The organism is Pseudochelatococcus sp. (assembly GCF_050946405.1).
Classification (GTDB): domain Bacteria; phylum Pseudomonadota; class Alphaproteobacteria; order Rhizobiales; family Beijerinckiaceae; genus Pseudochelatococcus.
The window spans coordinates 19,351-39,439 of the sequence record NZ_JBMNUS010000001.1 but is presented as its reverse complement, the minus strand read 5'-3'; the positions used below and the strand labels follow the sequence as shown (position 1 = coordinate 39,439).

Genomic DNA, 20,089 nt, shown 5'->3' with positions numbered 1-20,089 from the left:
CGGATACCCGTTCGCGTCGGAATATTCCGCTCCCGCTCTCCAAGTGCGCCGGACGGCGCGTTCAGGCGCCGGACGGCGCGTTCAGGCGCCGGTCGTGGCGGGCGCGGCTGCCGGCGACAGGGCGGCGACGCCCGGCAGGGGCTTGCCTTCCAGCCACTCGAGGAAGGCGCCGCCCGCCGTCGAGACATAGGTGAAATCGGCCACCGCATCGGCCTTGTTCAGCGCCGCGATGGTGTCGCCGCCGCCGGCGACCGACACCAGCTTGCCCCCGCGCGTGCGCTGCGCCGCATGGCGGGCCGCCTCCACGGTGCCCCGGTCGAACGGTTCGAGCTCGAAGGCGCCGAGCGGCCCGTTCCACACCAGTGTCGCTGCGTCGTCTATCGCCGCGCGCACGCGCTCCACCGATTGCGGGCCGATGTCGAGGATCATGCCGTCCTCGGGAATGGCGTCGAGGCCGTAGGCGCGGTTTTCCGCACCCGCCTTGAAATCCCACGCCACCACGGCGTCGACCGGCAGGATGATGGTGCAGCCGTGCCTGTCCGCAGCCTCGAGAATGCGCAGCGCGGTGGGGGCGAGGTCCCGCTCGGCCAGCGACTTGCCGACCGCGACACCCTGCGCCAGCAGGAAGGTGTTGGCCATGCCGCCGCCGACCACGAGCGCATCCACCTTCGTCACGAGGTTCTCGAGCAGCGCGAGCTTGGTCGAAACCTTGGCGCCGCCGATGAGCGCCACCACGGGACGCCGCGGCGTCTCCAGTCCCTTCGCCAGCGCCTCCAGCTCCGCCTGCATGGTGCGCCCGGCGAAGGCCGGCAGCACATGCGCGAGCCCCTCCGTCGACGCATGGGCGCGGTGGGCGGCGGAAAAGGCGTCGTTGACGTAAAGCTCGCCAAGCCGCGCCAGGGCCGCGACGAAATCGGGGTCGTTCTTTTCCTCGCCCGCATGAAAGCGGGTGTTCTCCAGCAGCAGGACCTCGCCGTCGCCGAGCGCCGCCGCGGCATGCTCCGCGACCTCGCCGACGACATCGTCTGCAAAGGCCACGGGCCGCCCCAGAATATCGGCGCAGATGGGCGCGAGCGGGCTCAGGCTCTCCTTGGGATCGCGCCCCTTGGGGCGGCCGAAGTGCGACAGGACGATCACCCGCGCGCCCCTGTCGGCCAGTTCGCCGATCGTCGGCATGGCGCGGGCGATGCGGGTGGTGTCGGTGACGTTGCCGTCGTCGTCCTTGGGCACGTTGAGATCGACACGGACGAGCACACGCCGGCCTTGTACATCGGCGTCGTCGAGGGTGCGAAAAGCGGTCATCTGGGCATAACTCCGGTCATGAAGAGGCGCGGGTTGTTATATCCTAGAGGAAATACTTGTCGATCAGATGATTTCATCTGGTCAAACAGCTTTTTCCCGCGTCTCCCGTCAGGCGCCCTGCGTCCCGGCGGATGCGGGCGGGCGCTTCTTCACTTGTCGACACATCGGACCGGAAGGCGCTCCCCCGGCCCGATGCGCAGGCGTCAGATCAGCTTGCCCAGCACGACGGCGACGTCCGACATGCGGTTCGAAAAGCCCCATTCGTTGTCGTACCAGCTCAGCACGCGCACGAAGGTGCCGTCGATGACCTTCGTCTGGTCGAGCGCGAAGATGGAGGAGTGGGGATCGTGGTTGAAGTCCACCGACACGTTGGGCTGGCTGGTGAAGCCGAGCACGCCCTTGAGCGGGCCTTCCGCCGCCGCCCTGATCGCCTCGTTGATCTCTTCCTTCGTCGTCGCGCGCCTGGCCACGAACTTGAAATCGATCACCGACACATTCGGAGTGGGCACGCGGATGGAACTGCCGTCAAGCTTGCCGGCGAGTTCCGGCAGCACGAGGCCGACGGCCTTGGCGGCGCCGGTCGAGGTGGGGATCTGCGACAGCGCGGCCGCGCGGGCGCGGTAGAGATCCTTGTGCACCTGGTCCAGCGAGGGCTGGTCGTTGGTGTAGGAATGGATCGTGGTCATGAAGCCGTGCTCGATGCCCACCGTCTCGTGCAGCACCTTGGCGACCGGCGCGAGGGAGTTCGTGGTGCACGAAGCGTTCGAGATGACGAGATGATCCTTCGTCAGCTTGTCGTGGTTCACGCCGTAGACGACAGTGAGATCCGCGCCGTCGGCCGGAGCCGAGACGATGACGCGCTTCGCGCCCGCGGCGAGGTGGGCCGCCGCCTTGTCGCGCGCCGTGAAGATGCCGGTCGATTCGAGCGCGATGTCGATGCCGAGCTCGCCGTGCGGGAGCTGCGCGGGATCGCGCACCGCCGTCACCTTGATCGGGCCGCGGCCCACGTCGATCGTGTCGCCGTCGACCTTCACCTCGCCGGGAAAGCGGCCATGGATGGAATCGAAGCGCAGCAGGTGGGCGTTCGTCTCCACGGGGGCAAGGTCGTTGATCGCCACCACCTCGACGTCGGTGCGCCCGCTTTCCACAATGGCGCGCAGGATGTTGCGCCCGATGCGACCAAATCCGTTGATTGCTACGCGAACCGCCATGTTTTCGTCTCCTCGCAAAAGATGCTCACTCGGTTGTGCCGTTCCGGCCGGCGCCGCCGGCCTCATATCGCATCAAATCAAAAAGTTTGTGTTCTTTTCGGAAACTTTGATGTGCCGATAAAGGTATAGAGCATTTCCGCCTTCTATGGATATTAGTAGAAATGCTCTGTTCGCCTCAGCCGTTGTGCCGTCTGGCCACCTTGTCGGCGACGGCCTCCGGCGTGATGCCGAAATGCCGGTAGAGTTCCTTGTACGGGGCGCTGGCGCCGAAACCCGACAGGCCGACGAAGATGCCGTCCGAATCGATCACGGCGTCCCAGCCGAAGCGCACGGCCGCCTCGATGGCCACCTTGATGCGGGCGCTGCCGATCACCGCCTTGCGCACGTCTTCCGGCTGCTCCAGGAACAGCTCCAGCGACGGCACCGACACGACGCGCGCCGCGATGCCCTGTTCCTTCAGCAACGCCTGCGCCTTGAGCGCGATCTCGACTTCCGAGCCGGAGGCGAACAGCGACGCCATCGCGACGCCCTCGGCCGGCGACAGCTCGTAGGCGCCGGTGGCCGAAAGGTTCTGCGGCGCGGGTTCGGTGCGCAGGGCCGGCAGGTTCTGGCGGGTGAGGGCGAGCAGCGTCGGCCCCGTCGTGCGGCCCAGCGCGATCTGCCACGCTTCCGCGGTCTCCACCGCGTCCGCCGGCCGCAGCACGCGCAGGTTGGGGATGGCGCGCAGCGCCGCCAGATGCTCCACCGGCTGATGCGTCGGGCCGTCCTCGCCGAGCCCGATGGAATCGTGCGTGAAAACGTAGATCGCCGGGGTTCCCGTCAGCGCCGCGAGCCGGATGGCGGGGCGGGCGTAGTCGGAAAACACGAGGAAGGTGCCGCCGGCCGGACGATAGCCGCCATGCAGCAGGATGCCGTTCATGGCCGCCGCCATGGCGTGTTCGCGGATGCCGTAATGAATGTAGCGTCCGCTGAAGTCGCCGGGGGCGATTTCCTTGAGCCCCTTGGTGCGGGTGTTGTTGGAGGGCGTGAGATCCGCCGAGCCGAGCAGCAGTTCCGGCACCTCGTCCACGAGCGCCTCCAGCGCCAGTTCGCTTGCCTTGCGGGTGGCGATCGTGGGTGCTTCGGCGTTCAGGCGCAGTTTCAGCGCGTCGATGGCCGCGTGCAGGCGGCGCGCGTCGGGCTCGCCGGTGATGCGGCGGGCGAATTCGGTGCGCACGCTCTCGGGCTGCCCGGCAAGCCGCTTCTGCCAGTCGAGACGCGCCTCGCGCCCGCGCTCGCCGAAAGCCCGCCATGCGGCGAGGATATCGTCGGGAATCTCGAACGGCCCGTGATGCCAGCCGAGCGCCTCCTTGGTGGCGAGGAGTTCGTCGCCGCCCAGCGGCTCGCCGTGGGCCTTCGAGGTGCCGGCCTTCTTCGGGGAGCCGTAGCCGATGACGGTTTTCGCGGCGATCAGCGTCGGCCTGTCGGCGGCGCGCGCGGCGTCGATGGCGGCCGCCACCGCCTCGTGGTCGTGGCCGTCGACATGCACGGCCCGCCAGCCGGCGGCTTCGAAGCGCTTGACCTGATCGACCGAATCGGAAAGCGACAGCGGCCCGTCGATGGAGATGCCGTTGTCGTCCCAGATCACGATCAGCCGGTTGAGCGCAAGATGCCCGGCGAGCGCGATGGCCTCCTGGCTGATGCCTTCCATCAGGTCGCCGTCGGAGGCGAGGACGTAGGTGAAGTGGTCGACGAGATCGCCGCCGTATTCGGCGTTGAGCAGCCGCTCCGCCAGCGCGAAGCCGACCGCCGTGGCGAGGCCCTGCCCGAGCGGGCCGGTGGTGGTCTCGACGCCGGCGGTGACGAAGTTCTCGGGGTGGCCCGGCGTCTTCGAATGCAACTGGCGGAACCGCTTCAGTTCATCGAGCGTCACCGACGGGTTGCCCGTGAGATAAAGCAATGCATAAAGCAATGTGGATCCGTGGCCGGCGGACAGGATGAACCTGTCGCGGTCCGGCCAGGCGGGATTGGCGGCGTCGAACTTGAGAAAGCGCGAGAAAAGCACGGTCGCCACGTCCGCCATGCCCAGCGGAAGGCCGGGGTGGCCGGACTTCGCCTTTTCCACCGCATCGATCGCCAGCGCGCGCACCGCGTTGGCAAGCTGCTTCGGCCCGATCTGCTCGGACGCGACCTGATGGGGCTCGACTTGTGATGTCACGGGTGGAATCCTTTGAATATGATCATATGCGTGCGGCGGACGTCGCTGCGCCGGAGTGACGCCACCCGTCTGCCATGCTGATAATCAGGCTTGATAGCAGGCTGTATCCCCATGTCAAAACGGAACATGGCGATCAGGCGTATTGACGCGCGGAAAACAGCCGTTCACCCTGCGCGGATACGTGGATTTTCACCTCGAGTTCGGTATTGGGGGCTGCATCATGTCGCTGGCGGAAGCGTTGAAACGGCTCGGCGACGCCGTGAGCGCGCTGGAGCGCGCGAGCGTGCGCCGGCTGGAGCTCGACCGGCGCGGCGGCGACCTGCCGACCGAACTCGCCCTGATGCAGGACGACCGCGCCCGCCTCGCCGTCGAGCTGGACGGCACGCTGGCGCGCGTCGCCCGGCTCGAACGGGTGGCGGGCGATGTCGACGAGCGCCTCGCCGCCGCATTGGAGAAGGTGGAGACCGTGCTTTCAGGCGAGCGGGGAGGCTGATCGTGCCACAGGAAAGCAGCGGCGTCGCCCATGTCAGCGTCGTCATCGCCGGGCGCGCCTACCGCATGGCCTGCGAGGCGGGCGACGAGGCGCGGATCGAGGCGCTGTCGGCGCGGGTCGACGCGCGGATCGGAGAACTCGCCGCGGTGTTCGGCGCCATCGACGAACTGCGCCTCACCGTCATGGCCGCCGTCTCCATCGCGGACGATCTCGCCGCCGCCGACCGGCGTCTGGCCGGGGCGCAGGCCGAAATCGCCGCGCTGCGGCAGAAGCGCGAGGCGGAAAAGGAACGCGCCGGGGCGCAGGAGGCGGAATTCGCCGCAGCCGTAGCGGCGATCGCGGAAAGAGTCGAGAACGTCGTCGCCGATCTCACCCCCTCGCTTCAGGCTTAACCACGCGGCGGGACCGGACATGTTTTGCGCCGGGCTCCGGCATTTTCCACCATCGGGCGCCTGGCGGCAGGTGCGTTCTCCGTTTGTTTTTGTTACACGGAAGGCATGACGGGACAACAGGTGATTCGCATTCTGGGGATCGATCCGGGATTGCGCCGCATGGGCTGGGGCGCGATCGCGGTGGAGGGATCGCGGCTGTCGTTCGTCGGTTGCGGCTGCGTCGAGTCGGACGGGGCGCTGCCGCTGGCGGAACGGCTGCGCCAGTTGCATGACGGACTGGCGCGCGTGCTTGCCGAGGCCGCGCCCGACGAGGTGGCGGTGGAAGAGACTTTCGTCAACAAGGATGCGCAGGCGACGCTGAAGCTCGGCCACGCGCGCGCCATCGCGCTGCTGGTGCCGGCTCTCGCCGGCCTTTCGGTCGCCGAATACGCGGCCAATCAGATCAAGAAGACGGTGGTGGGAGTCGGCCACGCGGAGAAGGCGCAGATCGCGGCGATGATCCGCGTGCTGCTGCCGCTCTCGACCGCGAGGACGCCCGACGCGGCGGATGCGCTCGCCGTCGCTATCACCCATGCGCATCACCGGAAGGCGCGGGCGCTGGCGATGCGGGTGGCGTCATGATCGGCAAGCTGCGCGGCGTCGTCGATTCGCAGGGCGAGGATTACGTCGTTCTGGATGTGCACGGCGTCGGCTATGTGGCGCATTGCTCGTCGCGCACCCTGCAAGGGCTGCCGCCGGCCGGAGAACAGGCGACGCTCGTCATCGAGACGGTGGTGCGCGAGGACATGATACGGCTTTATGGTTTCCGCTCGGAGGCGGAGCGGGACTTTTTCCGGCTGTTGCAGACGGTGCAGGGGGTGGGCGCGAAGGTGGCGCTCGGCATTCTGGCGGCGCTGGAGCCGGCCGCGCTTTCCGCCGCCATCGCGCAGGCCGACAAGAATGCGCTGGCCCGTGCGCCGGGCGTCGGGCCAAGGCTCGCGACGCGTATCGCCACCGAGCTTCGCGACAAGGCGCCGGCCTTTCTTGCCCTGCCGGGGGGTGCTCCCGCGCCGTCTGCCGCGGCCGCGCCGTCCGATGCGCCGCAGCCGCTGGCGGACGCCGTGTCGGCGCTCGTCAATCTCGGCTATGGCGAGCCGCAGGCCGCGCGCGCCGTGAGCGTCGCCGCGCAGCAGGCGGGAGAGGGGGCCGATGTGGCCCGGCTCATTCGCCTCGCGCTGAGGGATCTGGCCTCATGAGCCCGGAGGTTGTCCCATGAGCAAGGGCGTGCTCGGGCCGGAACGGCAGGCCGGGGATCAGGAGCCGTCGTTGCGGCCGCTGGCGCTCGGCGAGTTCATCGGCCAGGCGCAGGCGCGCGCCAACCTGTCCGTCTTCATCGAGGCGGCGAAGGCGCGCGGCGAGGCGCTCGACCATGTGTTGTTCGTCGGCCCGCCGGGCCTCGGCAAGACGACGCTGGCGCAGATCGTCGCGCGCGAGCTCGGCGCGAATTTCCGCTCCACCTCCGGGCCGGTGATCGCGAAAGCCGGCGATCTCGCCGCGCAACTGACCAATCTCGACGAGCGCGACGTGCTGTTCATCGACGAGATTCATCGCCTCAACCCGGCGGTGGAGGAAATTCTCTATCCGGCGATGGAGGATTATCAGCTCGATCTGATCATCGGCGAGGGGCCGGCGGCGCGCTCGGTCAAGATCGACCTGCCGAAATTCACACTGGTGGGGGCGACGACGCGCCAGGGCCTGCTGACCACGCCGCTGCGCGACCGCTTCGGCATTCCGATCCGGCTGCAATTCTACACGGTGGCGGAGCTGGAGCTGATCGTGACGCGCGGGGCGAAGGTGATCGGCGTCGGCATGAGCCCGGACGGCGCCAACGAGATCGCGCGCAGGGCGCGGGGCACGCCGCGCATCGCCGGCCGGCTGCTGCGCCGGGTGCGGGATTTCGCCGTGGTGGGCGGTTCGGACATCATCACGCGCCCTATCGCCGACCGGGCGCTGCGATTGCTGGAGGTCGACGGGGCGGGGCTCGACCTGATGGACCGGCGCTACCTCTCGATGATCGCGCAATCCTTCGGCGGCGGGCCGGTGGGCGTCGAAACCATCGCCGCCGCGCTGTCCGAACCGCGCGACGCCATCGAGGAAATCATCGAGCCCTATCTGATCCAGCAGGGCTTCGTGCAGCGCACGCCGCGCGGGCGCGTGCTCACGCCCCATGCCTTCAGCCATCTGGGGCTCGCCGCGCCCCGGCGGGAGGAGGGCGTCCGCGACGAAAAGTCGCAGCCTCATCCTCTCTCTTCCGATCTGTTCGACGAGGAGCCTTCCGATGACGTTTGACGCCGCCGGCCGGGACTGGCCCGATCTCGCCGGGCGCTTCGAGGGCGATACCCACATCCTGCCGGTGCGCGTCTATTATGAGGACACCGACTTTTCCGGCATCGTCTATCACGCCGGCTACCTGCGCTTTCTGGAGCGCGGGCGCACCGACAGCCTGCGCCTCGCCGGCGTGGGGCAGGGGGCCTTGCACGCGGGCGGCGAGGGGCTCGTGTTCGCCGTGCGGCGCATGACCATCGATTATCATCGCCCCGCGCTGATGGACGACGTGATCGAGGTGCGCACCCGCACGCAGGAGGTGCGCGGCGCCTCGATCGTCATCGCGCAGAGAATCGTGCGCGGCGAGGAACTGATCGTCTCGGCCGACGTGCGGGTCGCGGCGATCGCGGGCGGCCGGCCTGCGCGCATACCCGAATCGCTGCGGCGGGCGCTGGAAGGCGTCGGCGGCGCGCGGCCGTAACGCGGCGTTAACCGTAACCGGTGTTTCGTATTGCCGTTGCGTTTCGCGTCGTGACGGCGGCGGCGGCTCATGCGCCGGCCCTCATTTCGACAGATTCGCAGGCAAGTTACGAAGCGGTCGTCGTCGTCCGCGTCACGTCGTCCGGCCTCCGGCGGATGGGCGCGAAGAGCATGCCGCGTGCCGTGTCGCGAAGACCGGAGTGTGAAAGGAATTTCGATGGATACCGCCGTGGTCCAGACGGCCCTGCCGTCCGCTGGCGAGATTACCCTGTTCGGCATGTTCTGGCAGGCGCATATCGTCGTCAAGCTGGTCATGATCGGTCTGATCGCGGCTTCCGTCTGGTGCTGGGCGATCATCGTCGACAAGTCGCTGCTGTTCTCCCGTTACCGGCGGGCCATGGACCAGTTCGAGGAGGTGTTCTGGTCCGGCCGCTCGCTGGACGAACTCTACCGCTCGCTGGAAGACCGGCCGGCTCACGGCATGCAGGCGCTGTTTCTGGCGGCGATGAGGGAGTGGAAGCGCACGTTCGACGGCCAGCGCCGCGCGGTCGGCAGCTTGCAGCAGCGCATCGACCGCGCGCTCGATCTCGCCGTCCAGCGCGAGGGCGAGACGTTGCAGGCGCGCCTGAGCGTGCTGGCGACGGTGGGTTCGTCCGCCCCGTTCATCGGCCTGTTCGGCACGGTGTGGGGCATCATGACCAGCTTCCGCTCGATCGCGGCCTCCAACAACACGAGCCTCGCGGTCGTCGCGCCGGGCATCGCGGAGGCGCTGTTCGCGACCGCCATAGGGCTGTTCGCGGCCATTCCGGCGGTGATCGCCTACAACAAGCTGCAATCGGAAGCCACGCGCACGCAGGCGCGTCTCGAAGGGTTCGCCGATGAATTCTCGTCGATCCTGTCGCGGCAGATCGACGAACGCGCCGCCGCGTGAGCAGCGGGGAGAGGTGAGCGATGGGCATGTCTGTCGGTGGAACGGGAGCGGGCGGCGGGCGGCGGGGACGCCGGCGCGGGCGCACGCCCGCGGTGATGTCCGAAATCAACATGACGCCGTTCATCGACGTGATGCTGGTGCTGCTGATCATCTTCATGGTCGCTGCGCCGATGATGGTCGTCGGGGTGCCGCTCGACCTGCCGCAGACGGCGGCGAAGCCGCTCAACATGGAGCACAAGCCGCTCACCGTCTCGGTGGATGCGACCGGGCGCATCTTCGTCGCCGAGACGGAGGTCGCCGACGGCGATATCGCCGGCCGGCTGCGCGAGGTGGCGCAGGCGGGCGAGGACGAGCGCATCTACGTGCGCGGTGCGAAAGCCGTCGATTACGGCCGCGTGGCGGAGGTGATGGCGCTGATCACCGCGGCGGGCTTCAGGAAGGTCGCGCTGGTGACGGAGCCCGCGGCCGAGAAGCACGCCGGCGGGCCGAACTGAGGGCGTTGAAGTGCGTTTTTCGAAGAACGAGCCCGGACTGATGGCTTCGGCAGCCGCGCATGGCGCGCTGCTCGTGGTCGGGCTTGTCGCGTTCTCGTCGCCGCCGAAATTCGCCGACCAGCAGGAAGCCATCGCCGTCGAGGTCATCTCGGAGGAGGCTTTCTCCACCATGACGCAGGGCGAGCGCACGGCGAAGACCGTGCAGGACAATCCGAAGCCGCGCGTCGACAGGGTGGCGGACGTCGAGGAGCGGAAACCGGACCCCGGCGAGGCCAAGCGCGACGTTCCCGCGCCCGTCGCGCGCCCGCCCGCGCCGGACAAGAGCGAGGACCGCGCCGCCGCCGAACCCGCACCGGCTCCGCCCGAGCCGGCGCCGCCGCAACCCGCCGCGCCCGCACCAGAGCCCGAACCGGTCAAGCCCGAGCCGCAGGCGGCGGTGCCGCCGCCACCGCTGCCGCAGCCCCGCCCGCAGCAGATCGCGCAGGCGCAGCCCTCCGCGCCCGCGCCCGAAAAGCCCGAGCCGCCCAAACCCGAACCTGCCAAACCCGAACCTGCCAAACCCGAACCTGCCAAACCCGAACCTGCCAAACCCGAACCTGCCAAGCCCGAACCTGCCAAGCCCGAGCCGCCTAAACCGCAGCCGCCTAAACCGCAGCCGCCGAAACCCGCGCCGCCCAGGCCGGAGCCTAAACCGAAGCCGGAGCCCAAGCCGGAGCCCAAGCCGAAACCCGAGCCGAAGCCCGAGCCCCGGGCGTCCGCTCCCGCCCGCGAACCGGCGAAGCCGGCATCGCGTTCGCAGAGCGATCGGTCTTTCGATCCCGACGCCATCGAAAAGCTGTTGGCAAGCCGGGATAGCGCGCAATCGGCGGGTTCCACGGGCCGCGAGCGCCAGGCGGCTTCCGCCGGCACGCGCACGGGCAACGCGCCGAAGCTGTCGCTGTCGCAGCGCGACGCCATCGGCAATCTGATGAAGTCGCAGATCTCGCGCTGCTTCTCCGCGCCGCCGGGGCTCGCGGATGTGCGCACGTCGCCTGTGGTTCGCGTGTCGCTCAATCAGGACGGCACGCTCGCCGGGCCGCCGGAGGTGATCAGCGGCGCGAGCGATCCGGCCTCGCGCTCCTTCGCCGAAAGCCTGATGCGCGCCATCCGCCGCTGCGCGCCTTATTCCTTCCCGGCGCAATACGCGCCCTATTATCAGGACTGGCGCGACTGGCGCATCGACGCCTCGCCCGGCGACTTTCTGGGGTGAGGAAACATGACCGCACCCGATATCCTTCGTTCATGTGAAACGGTATACGCCGAGCAGGTGCCGGCCGGAATATCCCTGAGCAAGAAGCTTGCCTCGACAAAAAGACTTGCCTCGACAAAAAGACTTGCCCCGATCAAGAGACTGGCGACGATGAAGATGAAACTCCTGCTGCCCCGCATCGCTGCCGCCGCGCTGGCGGTATTGCCGGTCGGCCTGTTCGCGCCCGCCGCGCGGGCGGAAATCGCAATCACGCTGAACAGCGCGACCTTCGAACCGCTGCCCATCGCGGTCGCCGATTTTTCCGGCGATCCCGAGGTGGCCGCCGGCATTACCGACGTGATCACCGCGAACCTGCGCCGTATCGGCTACTTCGCGCCGCTCGATCCCGCGACCTTCATCGAGAAATCGGTCAATTTCGACGCCGTGCCCGATTTCGCCTCCTGGCAGAGCATCAACGCGCAGGGTCTCGTGACCGGGCGCGCCGTGCGCGAGGCCGGCGGCCGCATCCGGGTGGAGTTCCGGCTGTGGGACGTTTTCGCCGGCCAGCAGCTCGCCGGCCAGCAATTCTATACCGATCCGGTCAACTGGCGCCGCATCGGCCATATCATTTCGGACGCCGTGCTCACGCGCGTGACCGGGCTCAAGGGCATGTTCGACACGCGCATCGTGTTCGTCGACGAGACCGGCGCGAAGGAAAACCGCCGCAAGCGTCTGGCCGTGATGGACCAGGACGGCGCCAACATGCGCTATCTCACGCGCGGCGAGGAACTCGTGGTGTCGCCGCGCTTCTCGCCCGTGTCGCAGGAAATCGCCTTCATGTCGCAGCGCATGAACGAGCGCACGCGCGTGCAACTGCTCAACATCGAAACCGGGCAGCGCGAGGTCGTCGGCAACTTCCCCGAGATGACGTCGAGCCCGCAATTCTCGCCGGACGGCCAGCGCATCGCCCTGAGCCTCCAGCAGGGCGGCAACGCGAACATCTATGCGATCAACCTGCGCTCGCGCACCACGACGCGCGTCACCTCGACCAACGCCATCGACACCTCGCCCTCCTTCTCGCCCAACGGCGGGCGCGTGGCGTTCGAATCCGACCGCGGCGGCGGGCCGCAGATCTACGTGATGAATGCGGACGGCTCCGGCCAGCAGCGCATCTCGTTCGGGGAAGGGCGCTACAGCCAGCCGGTCTGGTCGCCGCGCGGCGACTACATCGCCTTCACCCGCGCGCGGGCCGGGCAATTCGCCATCGGCATCATGAAGCCGGACGGCTCGGGCGAGCGCATCCTGACCGAGAGCTACCACAACGAGAGCCCGACCTGGGCGCCGAACGGCCAGTTCATCATGTTCTTCTCCGATCCGGGCGGCAGCGCGGGCGGGCGTCTCTACATTGTCGACATCACCGGCCGCGTCAAGGCGCAGATACCCACGCCGTCCTTTGCGTCGGATCCCGCATGGTCGCCCCTGCTGAGCGATCTGCGCTGAGTTGCCGGTCCGGTCGTGTCACCCGTTTCAGCAAACGTTATGTCAGGAGAATTGACGATGGTGGGTATCAGGGCTACTGCCGGATTCAAGGCAGCCGCCGTTATCATGGCGACGCTCGCGCTCGGCGCCTGCGCCTCGAAGAAGACGGACCAGGCAGGCGCCGGCGCGGGTGCGGGGGGGCTGTACGGCGCCGGCGCGTCGACGCCGGGCTCGGCGCAGGATTTCGTGGTCAATGTCGGCGACCGCGTGTTCTTCGAGACCGACAGCAGCGATCTGACGTCGACGGCGATCGCGACGCTCGACAAGCAGGCCGCGTGGCTGCAACGCTATCCGCAGTACACCTTCCTGATCGAAGGCCATGCCGACGAGCGCGGCACGCGCGAATACAACTATGCGCTCGGCGCGCGCCGCGCCCAGACGGCCTACGACTTCCTCGTGTCGCGCGGCGTCGGCTCGAACCGCATCCGTGTCGTCTCCTACGGCAAGGAGCGTCCGGTCGCCGTCTGCGACGATATTTCCTGCTGGTCGCAGAACCGCCGTGCGGTAACGGTGCTGGACCGCCCCGCCGGTTCCTGAACGCGGCGAGAGGTTGCGGAAAACGATGCTTTGAAATGACGCGGCGGGCGGTTTCGGGTAAGAGTCCTTAGTCTATGGCTTGTCGCCATCGAGTAAAAAAGACGAGGTTCTTTTCTGATGACCGTACGCCGTTTGTTTTTCTCCCGCGCCGGCCTGGCGCTTGCAGCCCTGCTGTTGCCGGTGCTGATGGCCGTCGGGGGCGCTTCGTCCGCGAGCGCCCAGGACAGCACCGATTTCTTTCTGCGTCTCAACCGGCTGGAAAACCAGGTGCGCGAGCTCTCCGGCACCGTCGAAAAGCTGGAATTCGAGAACCGCCGCCTTCAGGACCAGTTGCGGCGTTTTCAGGAAGATGTCGAATTCCGTTTTCAGGAGCAGGCGCCCACGCGGCAGAAGCGCTCCGATCTCGACCCCCAGGACGGGCGCTCCGCCGCCCGGACAGCGACGCCGGCATCGCCGGCGTCCGCCCCTTCGCCGCAGGTGGGAAGCGCTGACGCCAATATCCTGACCGAAGCGGGCGAGGAGGAGGCGGTTGCCGACGACGCTTCCGACGCGACGGCTGCGCCGCAGGTCAACGCGGCCGTTTCCTCTGCTCCCGCCGCGACGCCGCCGGGGGCCGGGCGACCGCTCGATCTCGGCGCCGTCGCCGGGATCGCCGCCGGCCGGCCGGCGGCCGTCGACGAGGCGGCGGATGCGCCGATTCCGTCCGTCGCCGCCACGGCGCCCGGCGATCCCCGCGCGAGCTACAATGAGGCCGATGCGGCAATGCGCCGGCAGGAATACGAGAAGGCCGAAATGGGTTTTCGTCAGTTCCTGCAAAGTCATCCGCGTGACAGGCTTGCGGCGGACGCCACTTTCAACCTCGGCGAAAGCTATTTCTTTCGTGGCCGTTACCGCGAAGCCGCCGAACAATATCTGAAGCTGAGCACCACCTATTCCGGCAATGCGCGCGTGCCCGAGGGCATGCTGAAGCTTGGCATGTCGCTCGAAGCGCTGGGCGCTCGCGATCAGGCCTGCGCCACGTTTTCCGAAACCATCCGCAAGTTTCCCGATGCCGACGCCGAGCTGAAAGCCGCGCTCGGTCGCGCCCGCGCCCGCGCCAACTGCGCCTGAACTTTTCCGCAACGGACGCGACAAGCGCGTCGCCGCCATGATCGAAGCCGATATCTCATTCGCCGATCGCGTTCTTTCCGCCCGAGGTCCGTTCGAGGCGGTTTCCGACGCCGAAATCGCCACGCTGTTCGCGCCGCTGCTGCCGGCGCAGGGGCTGGTGCTGGCCGTTTCCGGCGGCCCCGATTCGCTGGCGCTGCTGCTGCTCGCCGCGCGCTGGCGCGCGCTGGCCAAAAACCCGGCCATGAGCGTCGTCACCGTGGACCATGCGTTGCGCCCCGCCGCTGCCGCCGAGGCGCACACGGTGACGCGGCTCGCGCAGGCGTTCGGCTTTTCCGCGCGCATCATGGTGTGGCGCGGCGAAAAGCCGGCACGGGCCATTCAGGAAGAGGCGCGCGCGGCGCGCTATCGCCTGTTGGCGGAGGCGGCGCGGGAGGCGGGCGCGAGCCATATCGTCACCGCGCATCACGCGGACGATCAGGCGGAGACGGTGCTGATGCGCCTGGCTGCGGGCAGCGGCATCGGCGGGCTGGCCGCCATGCGCCCTTTCCGCCCGCTCGCGGCGGGGGATGAGGGAAACGCGGCGCCGCTGACGCTGGCCCGGCCGTTGCTCGCCGTGACGAAGGCGCGGCTGGAGTCGGTCGTCCGCGAGGCCGGGTGCGCCGCCGTCGACGATCCGTCGAACCGCGACCCGCGCTATACGCGCGCGCGCCTGCGTCTGCTGACGCCGCAACGGCAGGCGCTGGGCCTGACGCCGGAACGGCTCGCGACGCTCGCCCGGCGCTGCGCGCGGGCGGAGAACGCGCTCGACACGGTGGCGGAGCGGAAGTTCGCGCAACTGGCGCGCCCCGATGAGGACGGATTGCTGATCGCCGCCGACCTGTGGCGCGAGCCGGAGGAAATCGTGCTGCGCTGCGTGGCGCTGGGCGTCGAACGGGTGTGCGCAGGTCAGGACTTGCCCGCGCTCCGGCTCGAACGTCTCGAAAGCCTGGTGAATGCGCTCCATGCGGCGCTCCGCGCCGACACCGGCCTGCGGCGCACGCTGCGCGGGGCGGTCGTCGGAATCAGGCGCGGCGGTGAACTCGACATCCGGCGGGAACCGAAGCGCCGGCGGGGCGTTGTCGTGCAAGGCCGATGAGCTTGAAAAGCCTTCAACGGCCGCAATATGACGGTCGGCGTGGTAATTATTGCCCGCTGCTTCGTTCAAGACCTTGGCAAGAGCGGACGCCGCGCCTAGATTACGCACTGACATGCGATCGCCCCAGAGGCGTCCAGCCTTTCAACCATGCGGGATAACAGACAGACGATGAACCCCAATTTTCGGAATTTCGCCCTGTGGGTCATCATATTCCTGCTGGTGCTCGCTCTGGTCAGCCTCTTCCAGAACCCGGGCCAGCGCGGCGGCAGCAACGAAATTCCCTACTCGCAACTCCTGAACGACGCGGAAAACGGCGGCATCGCCACCGTCACCATCTCCGGGCAGGAGATCTCCGGCACCTACAAGACGGGCGGGACCTTCCGCACCTACGCGCCTTACGATCCCTCGCTGGTCGGCAGGCTGTCCGAGAAGGGCGTGCAGATCACGGCGCGGCCGCCGAGCGATTCGACGCCGTGGTTCATCGCCCTGCTGGTCAACTGGCTTCCGCTCATCGTGTTCATCGGCGCGTGGGTCTTCCTCTCGCGCCAGATGCAGAACGGCGCGGGGCGGGCCATGGGCTTCGGCAAGTCCAAGGCCAAGCTTCTCAGCGAGGCGCACGGGCGCGTGACTTTTGAAGACGTCGCCGGCGTCGAGGAGGCGAAGGAAGACTTGCAGGAGATCGTGGAGTTCCTGCGCGATCCGCAGAAATTCCAGCGCCTGGGCGGTCGCATCCCGCGCGGCGTGCTGCTCGTCGGCCCGCCCGGCACCGGCAAGACGCTGATCGCGCGCGCCGTCGCCGGCGAGGCGAACGTGCCTTTCTTCACCATTTCCGGCTCGGACTTCGTCGAGATGTTCGTCGGCGTCGGCGCCTCGCGCGTGCGCGACATGTTCGAGCAGGCCAAGAAGAACGCGCCCTGCATCATCTTCATCGACGAGATCGACGCGGTGGGCCGCCATCGCGGCGCGGGGCTCGGCGGCGGCAATGACGAACGCGAGCAGACGCTGAACCAGCTTCTGGTCGAGATGGACGGCTTCGAGGCCAACGAGGGCGTCATCATCATCGCCGCCACCAACCGGCCCGACGTGCTCGATCCCGCGCTGCTGCGCCCCGGCCGCTTCGACAGGCAGATCGTCGTGCCCAATCCCGACGTCGTGGGCCGCGAGCGCATCCTGCGCGTGCATGTGCGCAAGGTGCCGCTGGCCCCGGACGTCGACCTCAAGACCATCGCGCGCGGCACGCCCGGCTTCTCCGGCGCGGACCTGATGAACCTCGTCAACGAGGCGGCGCTGCTCGCGGCGCGGCGCGGCAAGCGCATCGTCACCATGGCCGAGTTCGAGGACGCCAAGGACAAGGTGATGATGGGCGCGGAGCGGCGCACGCTGGTGATGAGCGAGGAGGAAAAGCGCCTCACCGCCTATCATGAAGCCGGTCACGCCGTCGTGGCGCTCAACGTGCCGGCGACCGATCCGGTGCACAAGGCCACCATCATCCCGCGCGGCCGGGCGCTGGGCATGGTGATGCAGTTGCCGGAGCGCGACAAGCTTTCCATGAGCTTCGAGCAGATGACCTCGCGTCTGGCCATCATGATGGGCGGCCGCGTGGCGGAAGAGCTGATTTTCGGCCACGACAAGGTGACGTCCGGCGCGGCTTCGGACATCCAGCAGGCGACGCGGCTCGCCCGCGCCATGGTGACGCAGTGGGGCTTCTCGGAAGAGCTCGGCACCGTCATGTACGGCGAGAACCAGGACGAGGTTTTCCTCGGCATGTCGGTCGGCCGTCAGCAGAACGTGTCGGAAGCGACGTCGCAGAAGATCGATGCTGAAATCCGCCGCTTCGTCGAGGCGGGGTTGCAGGACGCGCGGCGCATCCTCACCGAGAAGAGCGCCGATCTCGAGGCGCTGGCGCAGGGGCTGCTGGAATACGAAACGCTGTCGGGCGACGAGATCGTCAATCTGCTCGACGGCAAGCCTCCCGTGCGCGACTCCGGCGAGCCCGCGCCCTCGCGCAGTTCGCCGGTGCCGTCGGCGGGCCGCAACCGGCCCAAGGACGAACCGGGGCAGGGGCTGACGCCGCAGCCGCAATCCTGATCGTTTCGGCGCCGCATCGAGGCGTGTGAGTTGCATGGACGGCCGGAGCAATCCGGCCGTTCGCGTGTCGGGGACATATTCGATTACAATTTTTGAACGTGTTTCTGCCTATATAGGTATATCTGCTATTTATTCAGATGCAGCGAGCGCATAGGTTGCCTCGTGAACCCGATAGACAGCGTAGATCAGGTGAAACGACAGATGACGCGTAGCTATTTCGGAACCGATGGCATTCGCGGGCGCGCCAACGCGTCCATCACGCCGGAGCTGGCCCTGAAGGTGGGGCAGGCGGCAGGGCTCATTTTCCGTCGCGGCGATTTTCGCAACAGGGTGGTGATCGGCAAGGACACGCGCCTTTCGGGATACATGATCGAGAATGCGCTGGTGGCGGGCTTCACCTCTGTCGGCATGGAGGTTCTGCTGCTCGGCCCGATGCCCACCCCGGCGGTGGCGATGCTGACGCGCTCCATGCGCTGCGATCTCGGCGTGATGATTTCCGCGTCGCACAACCCTTATGAAGACAACGGCATCAAGCTGTTCGGGCCGGACGCGTACAAGCTTTCGGACGAAGTCGAACATGAGATCGAGGAACTGATCGATTCCGATCTGCGGTCGCGGCTGGCCTCGCCCGATCGCATCGGCCGCGCCAAGCGCATCGAGGGCGTGCATGCGCGCTACATCGAGTTCGTCAAGCGCACGCTGTCGAACGGGCGCGGCAACGGCAATGGCAACGGGCTGAGCCTGGACGGTCTGCGCATCGTCGTCGATTGCGCCAATGGCGCCGCCTATCGCGTCGCGCCGGAAGCGCTGTGGGAGCTTGGCGCGGAGGTCGTCGAGATCGGCGTGGACCCCGACGGTTTCAACATCAACCGCGACGTGGGATCGACCGCGCCGGCGGCGCTGATCGCCAAGGTGCACGAAACGCGCGCCGATATCGGCATCGCGCTCGACGGCGACGCGGACCGTGTGATCGTGGTGGACGAAAAGGGGCAGGTCGTCGACGGCGATCAGCTCATGGCGGCCATCGCGACCCTGTGGAAGGAAAAGGGGCAACTTTCGCGGCCGGGCGTGGTGGCGACGGTGATGTCCAATCTCGGCTTCGAGCGCTATCTGCGCGGCATCGGCCTCGACCTGTCGCGCACCGCCGTCGGCGATCGCTACGTGCTGGAGCGGATGCGGGCGGACGGCTACAATCTCGGCGGCGAACAGTCCGGCCATGTCATCATGTCTGATCACGGCACCACCGGCGACGGGTTGCTCGCGGCCTTGCAGTTGCTCGCGGTGGTGATCCGGCGCAACCGGCCCGTCAGCGAGGTATGCCACCTGTTCGAGCCGCTGCCGCAAGTGCTCAAGAACGTGCGTTTCGCCAAGGGCGCGCCCTCTGAAGACGTCATCTCCCCGGTCATCGAACGCGGGCGCGAACGTCTCGGCGCGGCCGGCCGGCTGGTCGTGCGGCCTTCCGGCACCGAACCCGTCATCCGCGTGATGGGCGAGGGCGACGATCGGGAACTCGTGGACGAGGTGGTCGACGATATCGTCGACGCGCTGACGACCGCGGTGGCCTGAGACGGGCGCACCTTTCCACGCCGTTAATGAACAGGGTTAACAGGTTGTTTACCCTGTTGGGTGACAGTGCCTTCGTTTCCCCGCCAGGCGGGGTCGGGCGGAGGGACTGCGACAGATGGCGGCAAGGTATTTTCGGCACACCGCGGCGACGCTCGCCGCAGTTTTATGCCTCACCGGCGCCGCCTTCGCCGATCCGACGCAGGCCGTTGACGGTCCGCTCCAGCTCCAGCCGGAATTTCCGACGGACGCGCCCTTTACGGCCATCGCCGATGATGTGCTGCCGGACGCGCCCGATCTCGGCGCAATTCCGTTCTTCGCCGCTTCCGACGCCGCCGTCTATTTCAGGGTCGACGCAGGTTTCGGGGCGCTGTCGGCGAATGGCGCGGTGACGGCCAACGGGCGCTTCAACCCGACGTTGTCGGGCCCGGCGATCTTCGGCGCGGGTGTCGGATATCGATTCAATGGCTTGCTGCGGGCCGACATCACGGCGGAATATCGTTCCCGCGCCCGGATCGGGACGGGCGACGGCATTCGCGCGCATATCGACGGCGCGAACGTGCTGGCCTCGATCTACGCCGATATCGGCACCTGGCACGGCGTCACGCCCTATGTCGGCGCAAGCGTGGGCATGGGCTGGAACCGGCTGTCGCACCCACACGCTTTCGGCGGCGACCGGGTGCGCGCGGGGTTCGTCTGGGCGCTGGGCGGCGGCTTCGCGGTCGAGATCGCGCCGGCGGTGACGGTGGACATCGGCTACCGCTATCTGCACACCGGTACGCATCGCGCACCGGATATCGCGGTGAAGGAAAGCGGCTCCCACGATCTGCGGATCGGCCTGCGCTGGCGCCTGGGCGACACCGCCCGCGCCGCCGCGCTGCCTTGAAGCAAGGCCGGCAGAAGCGGATACCGCTTTCGCGTCAGAAAGTATGGAATGGAGCGCCTTCCGATCGGACGGAATCATTCCGTCGATCATAATTCGCTCCGAATCAAGAATTTAGAGCGGCGTGCATTCAAGCGGAATCGTCACGCCGCTCTAAATTTTATACTTTACCGCAACTTGGTTCAATTCGATGGATCGACTT

Annotated in this window: 19 protein-coding genes; 16 read left to right on the top strand and 3 right to left on the bottom strand. The window is 67.8% G+C overall.

Going from position 1 to position 20,089, the window contains the following annotated elements:
• Nucleotides 1-81: 81 nt before the first annotated feature.
• The 3 genes from ACOYJQ_RS00185 to tkt all read right to left on the bottom strand — a co-directional run bounded on the left by ACOYJQ_RS00185 (nt 82) and on the right by tkt (nt 4,710).
• On the bottom strand, nt 82-1,302 hold the full coding sequence (locus tag ACOYJQ_RS00185; RefSeq protein ID WP_433455345.1) for a phosphoglycerate kinase: 1,221 nt from the start codon (nt 1,300-1,302) through the stop codon (nt 82-84).
• Nucleotides 1,303-1,505: 203 nt separating this feature from the next.
• Nucleotides 1,506-2,513 carry a type I glyceraldehyde-3-phosphate dehydrogenase gene (gene gap / locus ACOYJQ_RS00180; protein ID WP_433455343.1) on the bottom strand — a complete coding sequence of 336 codons (1,008 nt, stop codon included), beginning with the start codon at nt 2,511-2,513 and terminating at the stop codon, nt 1,506-1,508.
• Between the two features lie 175 nt (nt 2,514-2,688).
• A complete protein-coding gene (gene tkt / locus ACOYJQ_RS00175) occupies nt 2,689-4,710 on the bottom strand; it encodes a transketolase (protein WP_433455341.1) in 2,022 nt (673 codons plus the stop codon).
• A 142-nt stretch (nt 4,711-4,852) separates the two neighbouring features.
• On the opposite strand from tkt, the gene ACOYJQ_RS00170 reads away from it, so the two are divergent.
• The 16 genes from ACOYJQ_RS00170 to ACOYJQ_RS00095 all read left to right on the top strand — a co-directional run bounded on the left by ACOYJQ_RS00170 (nt 4,853) and on the right by ACOYJQ_RS00095 (nt 19,890).
• Nucleotides 4,853-5,203, top strand: a complete 351-nt coding sequence (locus ACOYJQ_RS00170) for a DUF4164 domain-containing protein (protein ID WP_433455339.1) — start codon at nt 4,853-4,855, stop codon at nt 5,201-5,203.
• Nucleotides 5,204-5,205: 2 nt separating this feature from the next.
• Complete coding sequence (locus ACOYJQ_RS00165) at nt 5,206-5,595, top strand: cell division protein ZapA (RefSeq protein WP_433455337.1); 390 nt, start codon at nt 5,206-5,208, stop codon at nt 5,593-5,595.
• A 105-nt stretch (nt 5,596-5,700) separates the two neighbouring features.
• A complete protein-coding gene (ruvC, locus tag ACOYJQ_RS00160; RefSeq protein ID WP_433455335.1) occupies nt 5,701-6,216 on the top strand; it encodes a crossover junction endodeoxyribonuclease RuvC in 516 nt (171 codons plus the stop codon).
• Nucleotides 6,213-6,830 (top strand): Holliday junction branch migration protein RuvA, encoded by a 618-nt coding sequence (ruvA, locus tag ACOYJQ_RS00155; RefSeq protein WP_433455333.1) that lies wholly within the window; start codon nt 6,213-6,215, stop codon nt 6,828-6,830. The genes ruvC and ruvA overlap by 4 nt, the downstream gene beginning before the upstream one ends.
• Nucleotides 6,831-6,846: 16 nt before the next feature.
• A complete protein-coding gene (gene ruvB, locus ACOYJQ_RS00150; RefSeq protein ID WP_433455331.1) occupies nt 6,847-7,923 on the top strand; it encodes a Holliday junction branch migration DNA helicase RuvB in 1,077 nt (358 codons plus the stop codon).
• Complete coding sequence (gene ybgC / locus ACOYJQ_RS00145) at nt 7,913-8,380, top strand: tol-pal system-associated acyl-CoA thioesterase (protein ID WP_433455329.1); 468 nt, start codon at nt 7,913-7,915, stop codon at nt 8,378-8,380. The genes ruvB and ybgC overlap by 11 nt, the downstream gene beginning before the upstream one ends.
• A gap of 216 nt (nt 8,381-8,596) precedes the next feature.
• Complete coding sequence (gene tolQ / locus ACOYJQ_RS00140; RefSeq protein ID WP_433455327.1) at nt 8,597-9,310, top strand: protein TolQ; 714 nt, start codon at nt 8,597-8,599, stop codon at nt 9,308-9,310.
• 20 nt (nt 9,311-9,330) lie between these two features.
• Entirely contained in the window at nt 9,331-9,804 is a 474-nt protein-coding gene (tolR, locus tag ACOYJQ_RS00135; protein ID WP_433455325.1) for a protein TolR, read from the top strand.
• A 40-nt stretch (nt 9,805-9,844) separates the two neighbouring features.
• The gene (locus ACOYJQ_RS00130; protein WP_433455323.1) at nt 9,845-11,053 is read left to right on the top strand and encodes a hypothetical protein; all 1,209 of its coding nucleotides are present in this window, start codon (nt 9,845-9,847) and stop codon (nt 11,051-11,053) included.
• Between the two features lie 156 nt (nt 11,054-11,209).
• Nucleotides 11,210-12,532 carry a Tol-Pal system beta propeller repeat protein TolB gene (gene tolB, locus ACOYJQ_RS00125; protein WP_433456377.1) on the top strand — a complete coding sequence of 441 codons (1,323 nt, stop codon included), beginning with the start codon at nt 11,210-11,212 and terminating at the stop codon, nt 12,530-12,532.
• Nucleotides 12,533-12,589: 57 nt separating this feature from the next.
• Nucleotides 12,590-13,108, top strand: a complete 519-nt coding sequence (gene pal, locus ACOYJQ_RS00120) for a peptidoglycan-associated lipoprotein Pal (protein ID WP_433455321.1) — start codon at nt 12,590-12,592, stop codon at nt 13,106-13,108.
• 117 nt (nt 13,109-13,225) lie between these two features.
• Nucleotides 13,226-14,218 (top strand): tol-pal system protein YbgF, encoded by a 993-nt coding sequence (gene ybgF, locus ACOYJQ_RS00115; protein ID WP_433455319.1) that lies wholly within the window; start codon nt 13,226-13,228, stop codon nt 14,216-14,218.
• 37 nt (nt 14,219-14,255) lie between these two features.
• Nucleotides 14,256-15,353, top strand: a complete 1,098-nt coding sequence (tilS, locus tag ACOYJQ_RS00110) for a tRNA lysidine(34) synthetase TilS (RefSeq protein ID WP_433455317.1) — start codon at nt 14,256-14,258, stop codon at nt 15,351-15,353.
• A gap of 168 nt (nt 15,354-15,521) precedes the next feature.
• Nucleotides 15,522-17,441 (top strand): ATP-dependent zinc metalloprotease FtsH, encoded by a 1,920-nt coding sequence (gene ftsH / locus ACOYJQ_RS00105; RefSeq protein ID WP_433455315.1) that lies wholly within the window; start codon nt 15,522-15,524, stop codon nt 17,439-17,441.
• A gap of 201 nt (nt 17,442-17,642) precedes the next feature.
• Nucleotides 17,643-19,007, top strand: a complete 1,365-nt coding sequence (gene glmM, locus ACOYJQ_RS00100; RefSeq protein ID WP_433455313.1) for a phosphoglucosamine mutase — start codon at nt 17,643-17,645, stop codon at nt 19,005-19,007.
• 115 nt (nt 19,008-19,122) lie between these two features.
• Complete coding sequence (locus tag ACOYJQ_RS00095; RefSeq protein ID WP_433455311.1) at nt 19,123-19,890, top strand: outer membrane protein; 768 nt, start codon at nt 19,123-19,125, stop codon at nt 19,888-19,890.
• Nucleotides 19,891-20,089: the final 199 nt, after the last annotated feature.

Excerpts from the sequence above, each read along its gene's own strand:
- ACOYJQ_RS00185 (WP_433455345.1), bottom strand. The coding sequence starts at position 1,302 with ATGACCGCTTTTCGCACCCTCGACGACGCCGATGTACAAGGCCGGCGT.
- gap (WP_433455343.1), bottom strand. The coding sequence starts at position 2,513 with ATGGCGGTTCGCGTAGCAATCAACGGATTTGGTCGCATCGGGCGCAAC.
- ruvC (WP_433455335.1), top strand. The coding sequence starts at position 5,701 with ATGACGGGACAACAGGTGATTCGCATTCTGGGGATCGATCCGGGATTG.
- ruvA (WP_433455333.1), top strand. The coding sequence starts at position 6,213 with ATGATCGGCAAGCTGCGCGGCGTCGTCGATTCGCAGGGCGAGGATTAC.
- ruvB (WP_433455331.1), top strand. The coding sequence starts at position 6,847 with ATGAGCAAGGGCGTGCTCGGGCCGGAACGGCAGGCCGGGGATCAGGAG.
- ybgC (WP_433455329.1), top strand. The coding sequence starts at position 7,913 with ATGACGTTTGACGCCGCCGGCCGGGACTGGCCCGATCTCGCCGGGCGC.
- tolQ (WP_433455327.1), top strand. The coding sequence starts at position 8,597 with ATGGATACCGCCGTGGTCCAGACGGCCCTGCCGTCCGCTGGCGAGATT.
- tolR (WP_433455325.1), top strand. The coding sequence starts at position 9,331 with ATGGGCATGTCTGTCGGTGGAACGGGAGCGGGCGGCGGGCGGCGGGGA.
- ACOYJQ_RS00130 (WP_433455323.1), top strand. The coding sequence starts at position 9,845 with ATGGCTTCGGCAGCCGCGCATGGCGCGCTGCTCGTGGTCGGGCTTGTC.
- tolB (WP_433456377.1), top strand. The coding sequence starts at position 11,210 with ATGAAACTCCTGCTGCCCCGCATCGCTGCCGCCGCGCTGGCGGTATTG.
- pal (WP_433455321.1), top strand. The coding sequence starts at position 12,590 with ATGGTGGGTATCAGGGCTACTGCCGGATTCAAGGCAGCCGCCGTTATC.
- ybgF (WP_433455319.1), top strand. The coding sequence starts at position 13,226 with ATGACCGTACGCCGTTTGTTTTTCTCCCGCGCCGGCCTGGCGCTTGCA.
- tilS (WP_433455317.1), top strand. The coding sequence starts at position 14,256 with ATGATCGAAGCCGATATCTCATTCGCCGATCGCGTTCTTTCCGCCCGA.
- ftsH (WP_433455315.1), top strand. The coding sequence starts at position 15,522 with ATGAACCCCAATTTTCGGAATTTCGCCCTGTGGGTCATCATATTCCTG.
- glmM (WP_433455313.1), top strand. The coding sequence starts at position 17,643 with ATGACGCGTAGCTATTTCGGAACCGATGGCATTCGCGGGCGCGCCAAC.
- ACOYJQ_RS00095 (WP_433455311.1), top strand. The coding sequence starts at position 19,123 with ATGGCGGCAAGGTATTTTCGGCACACCGCGGCGACGCTCGCCGCAGTT.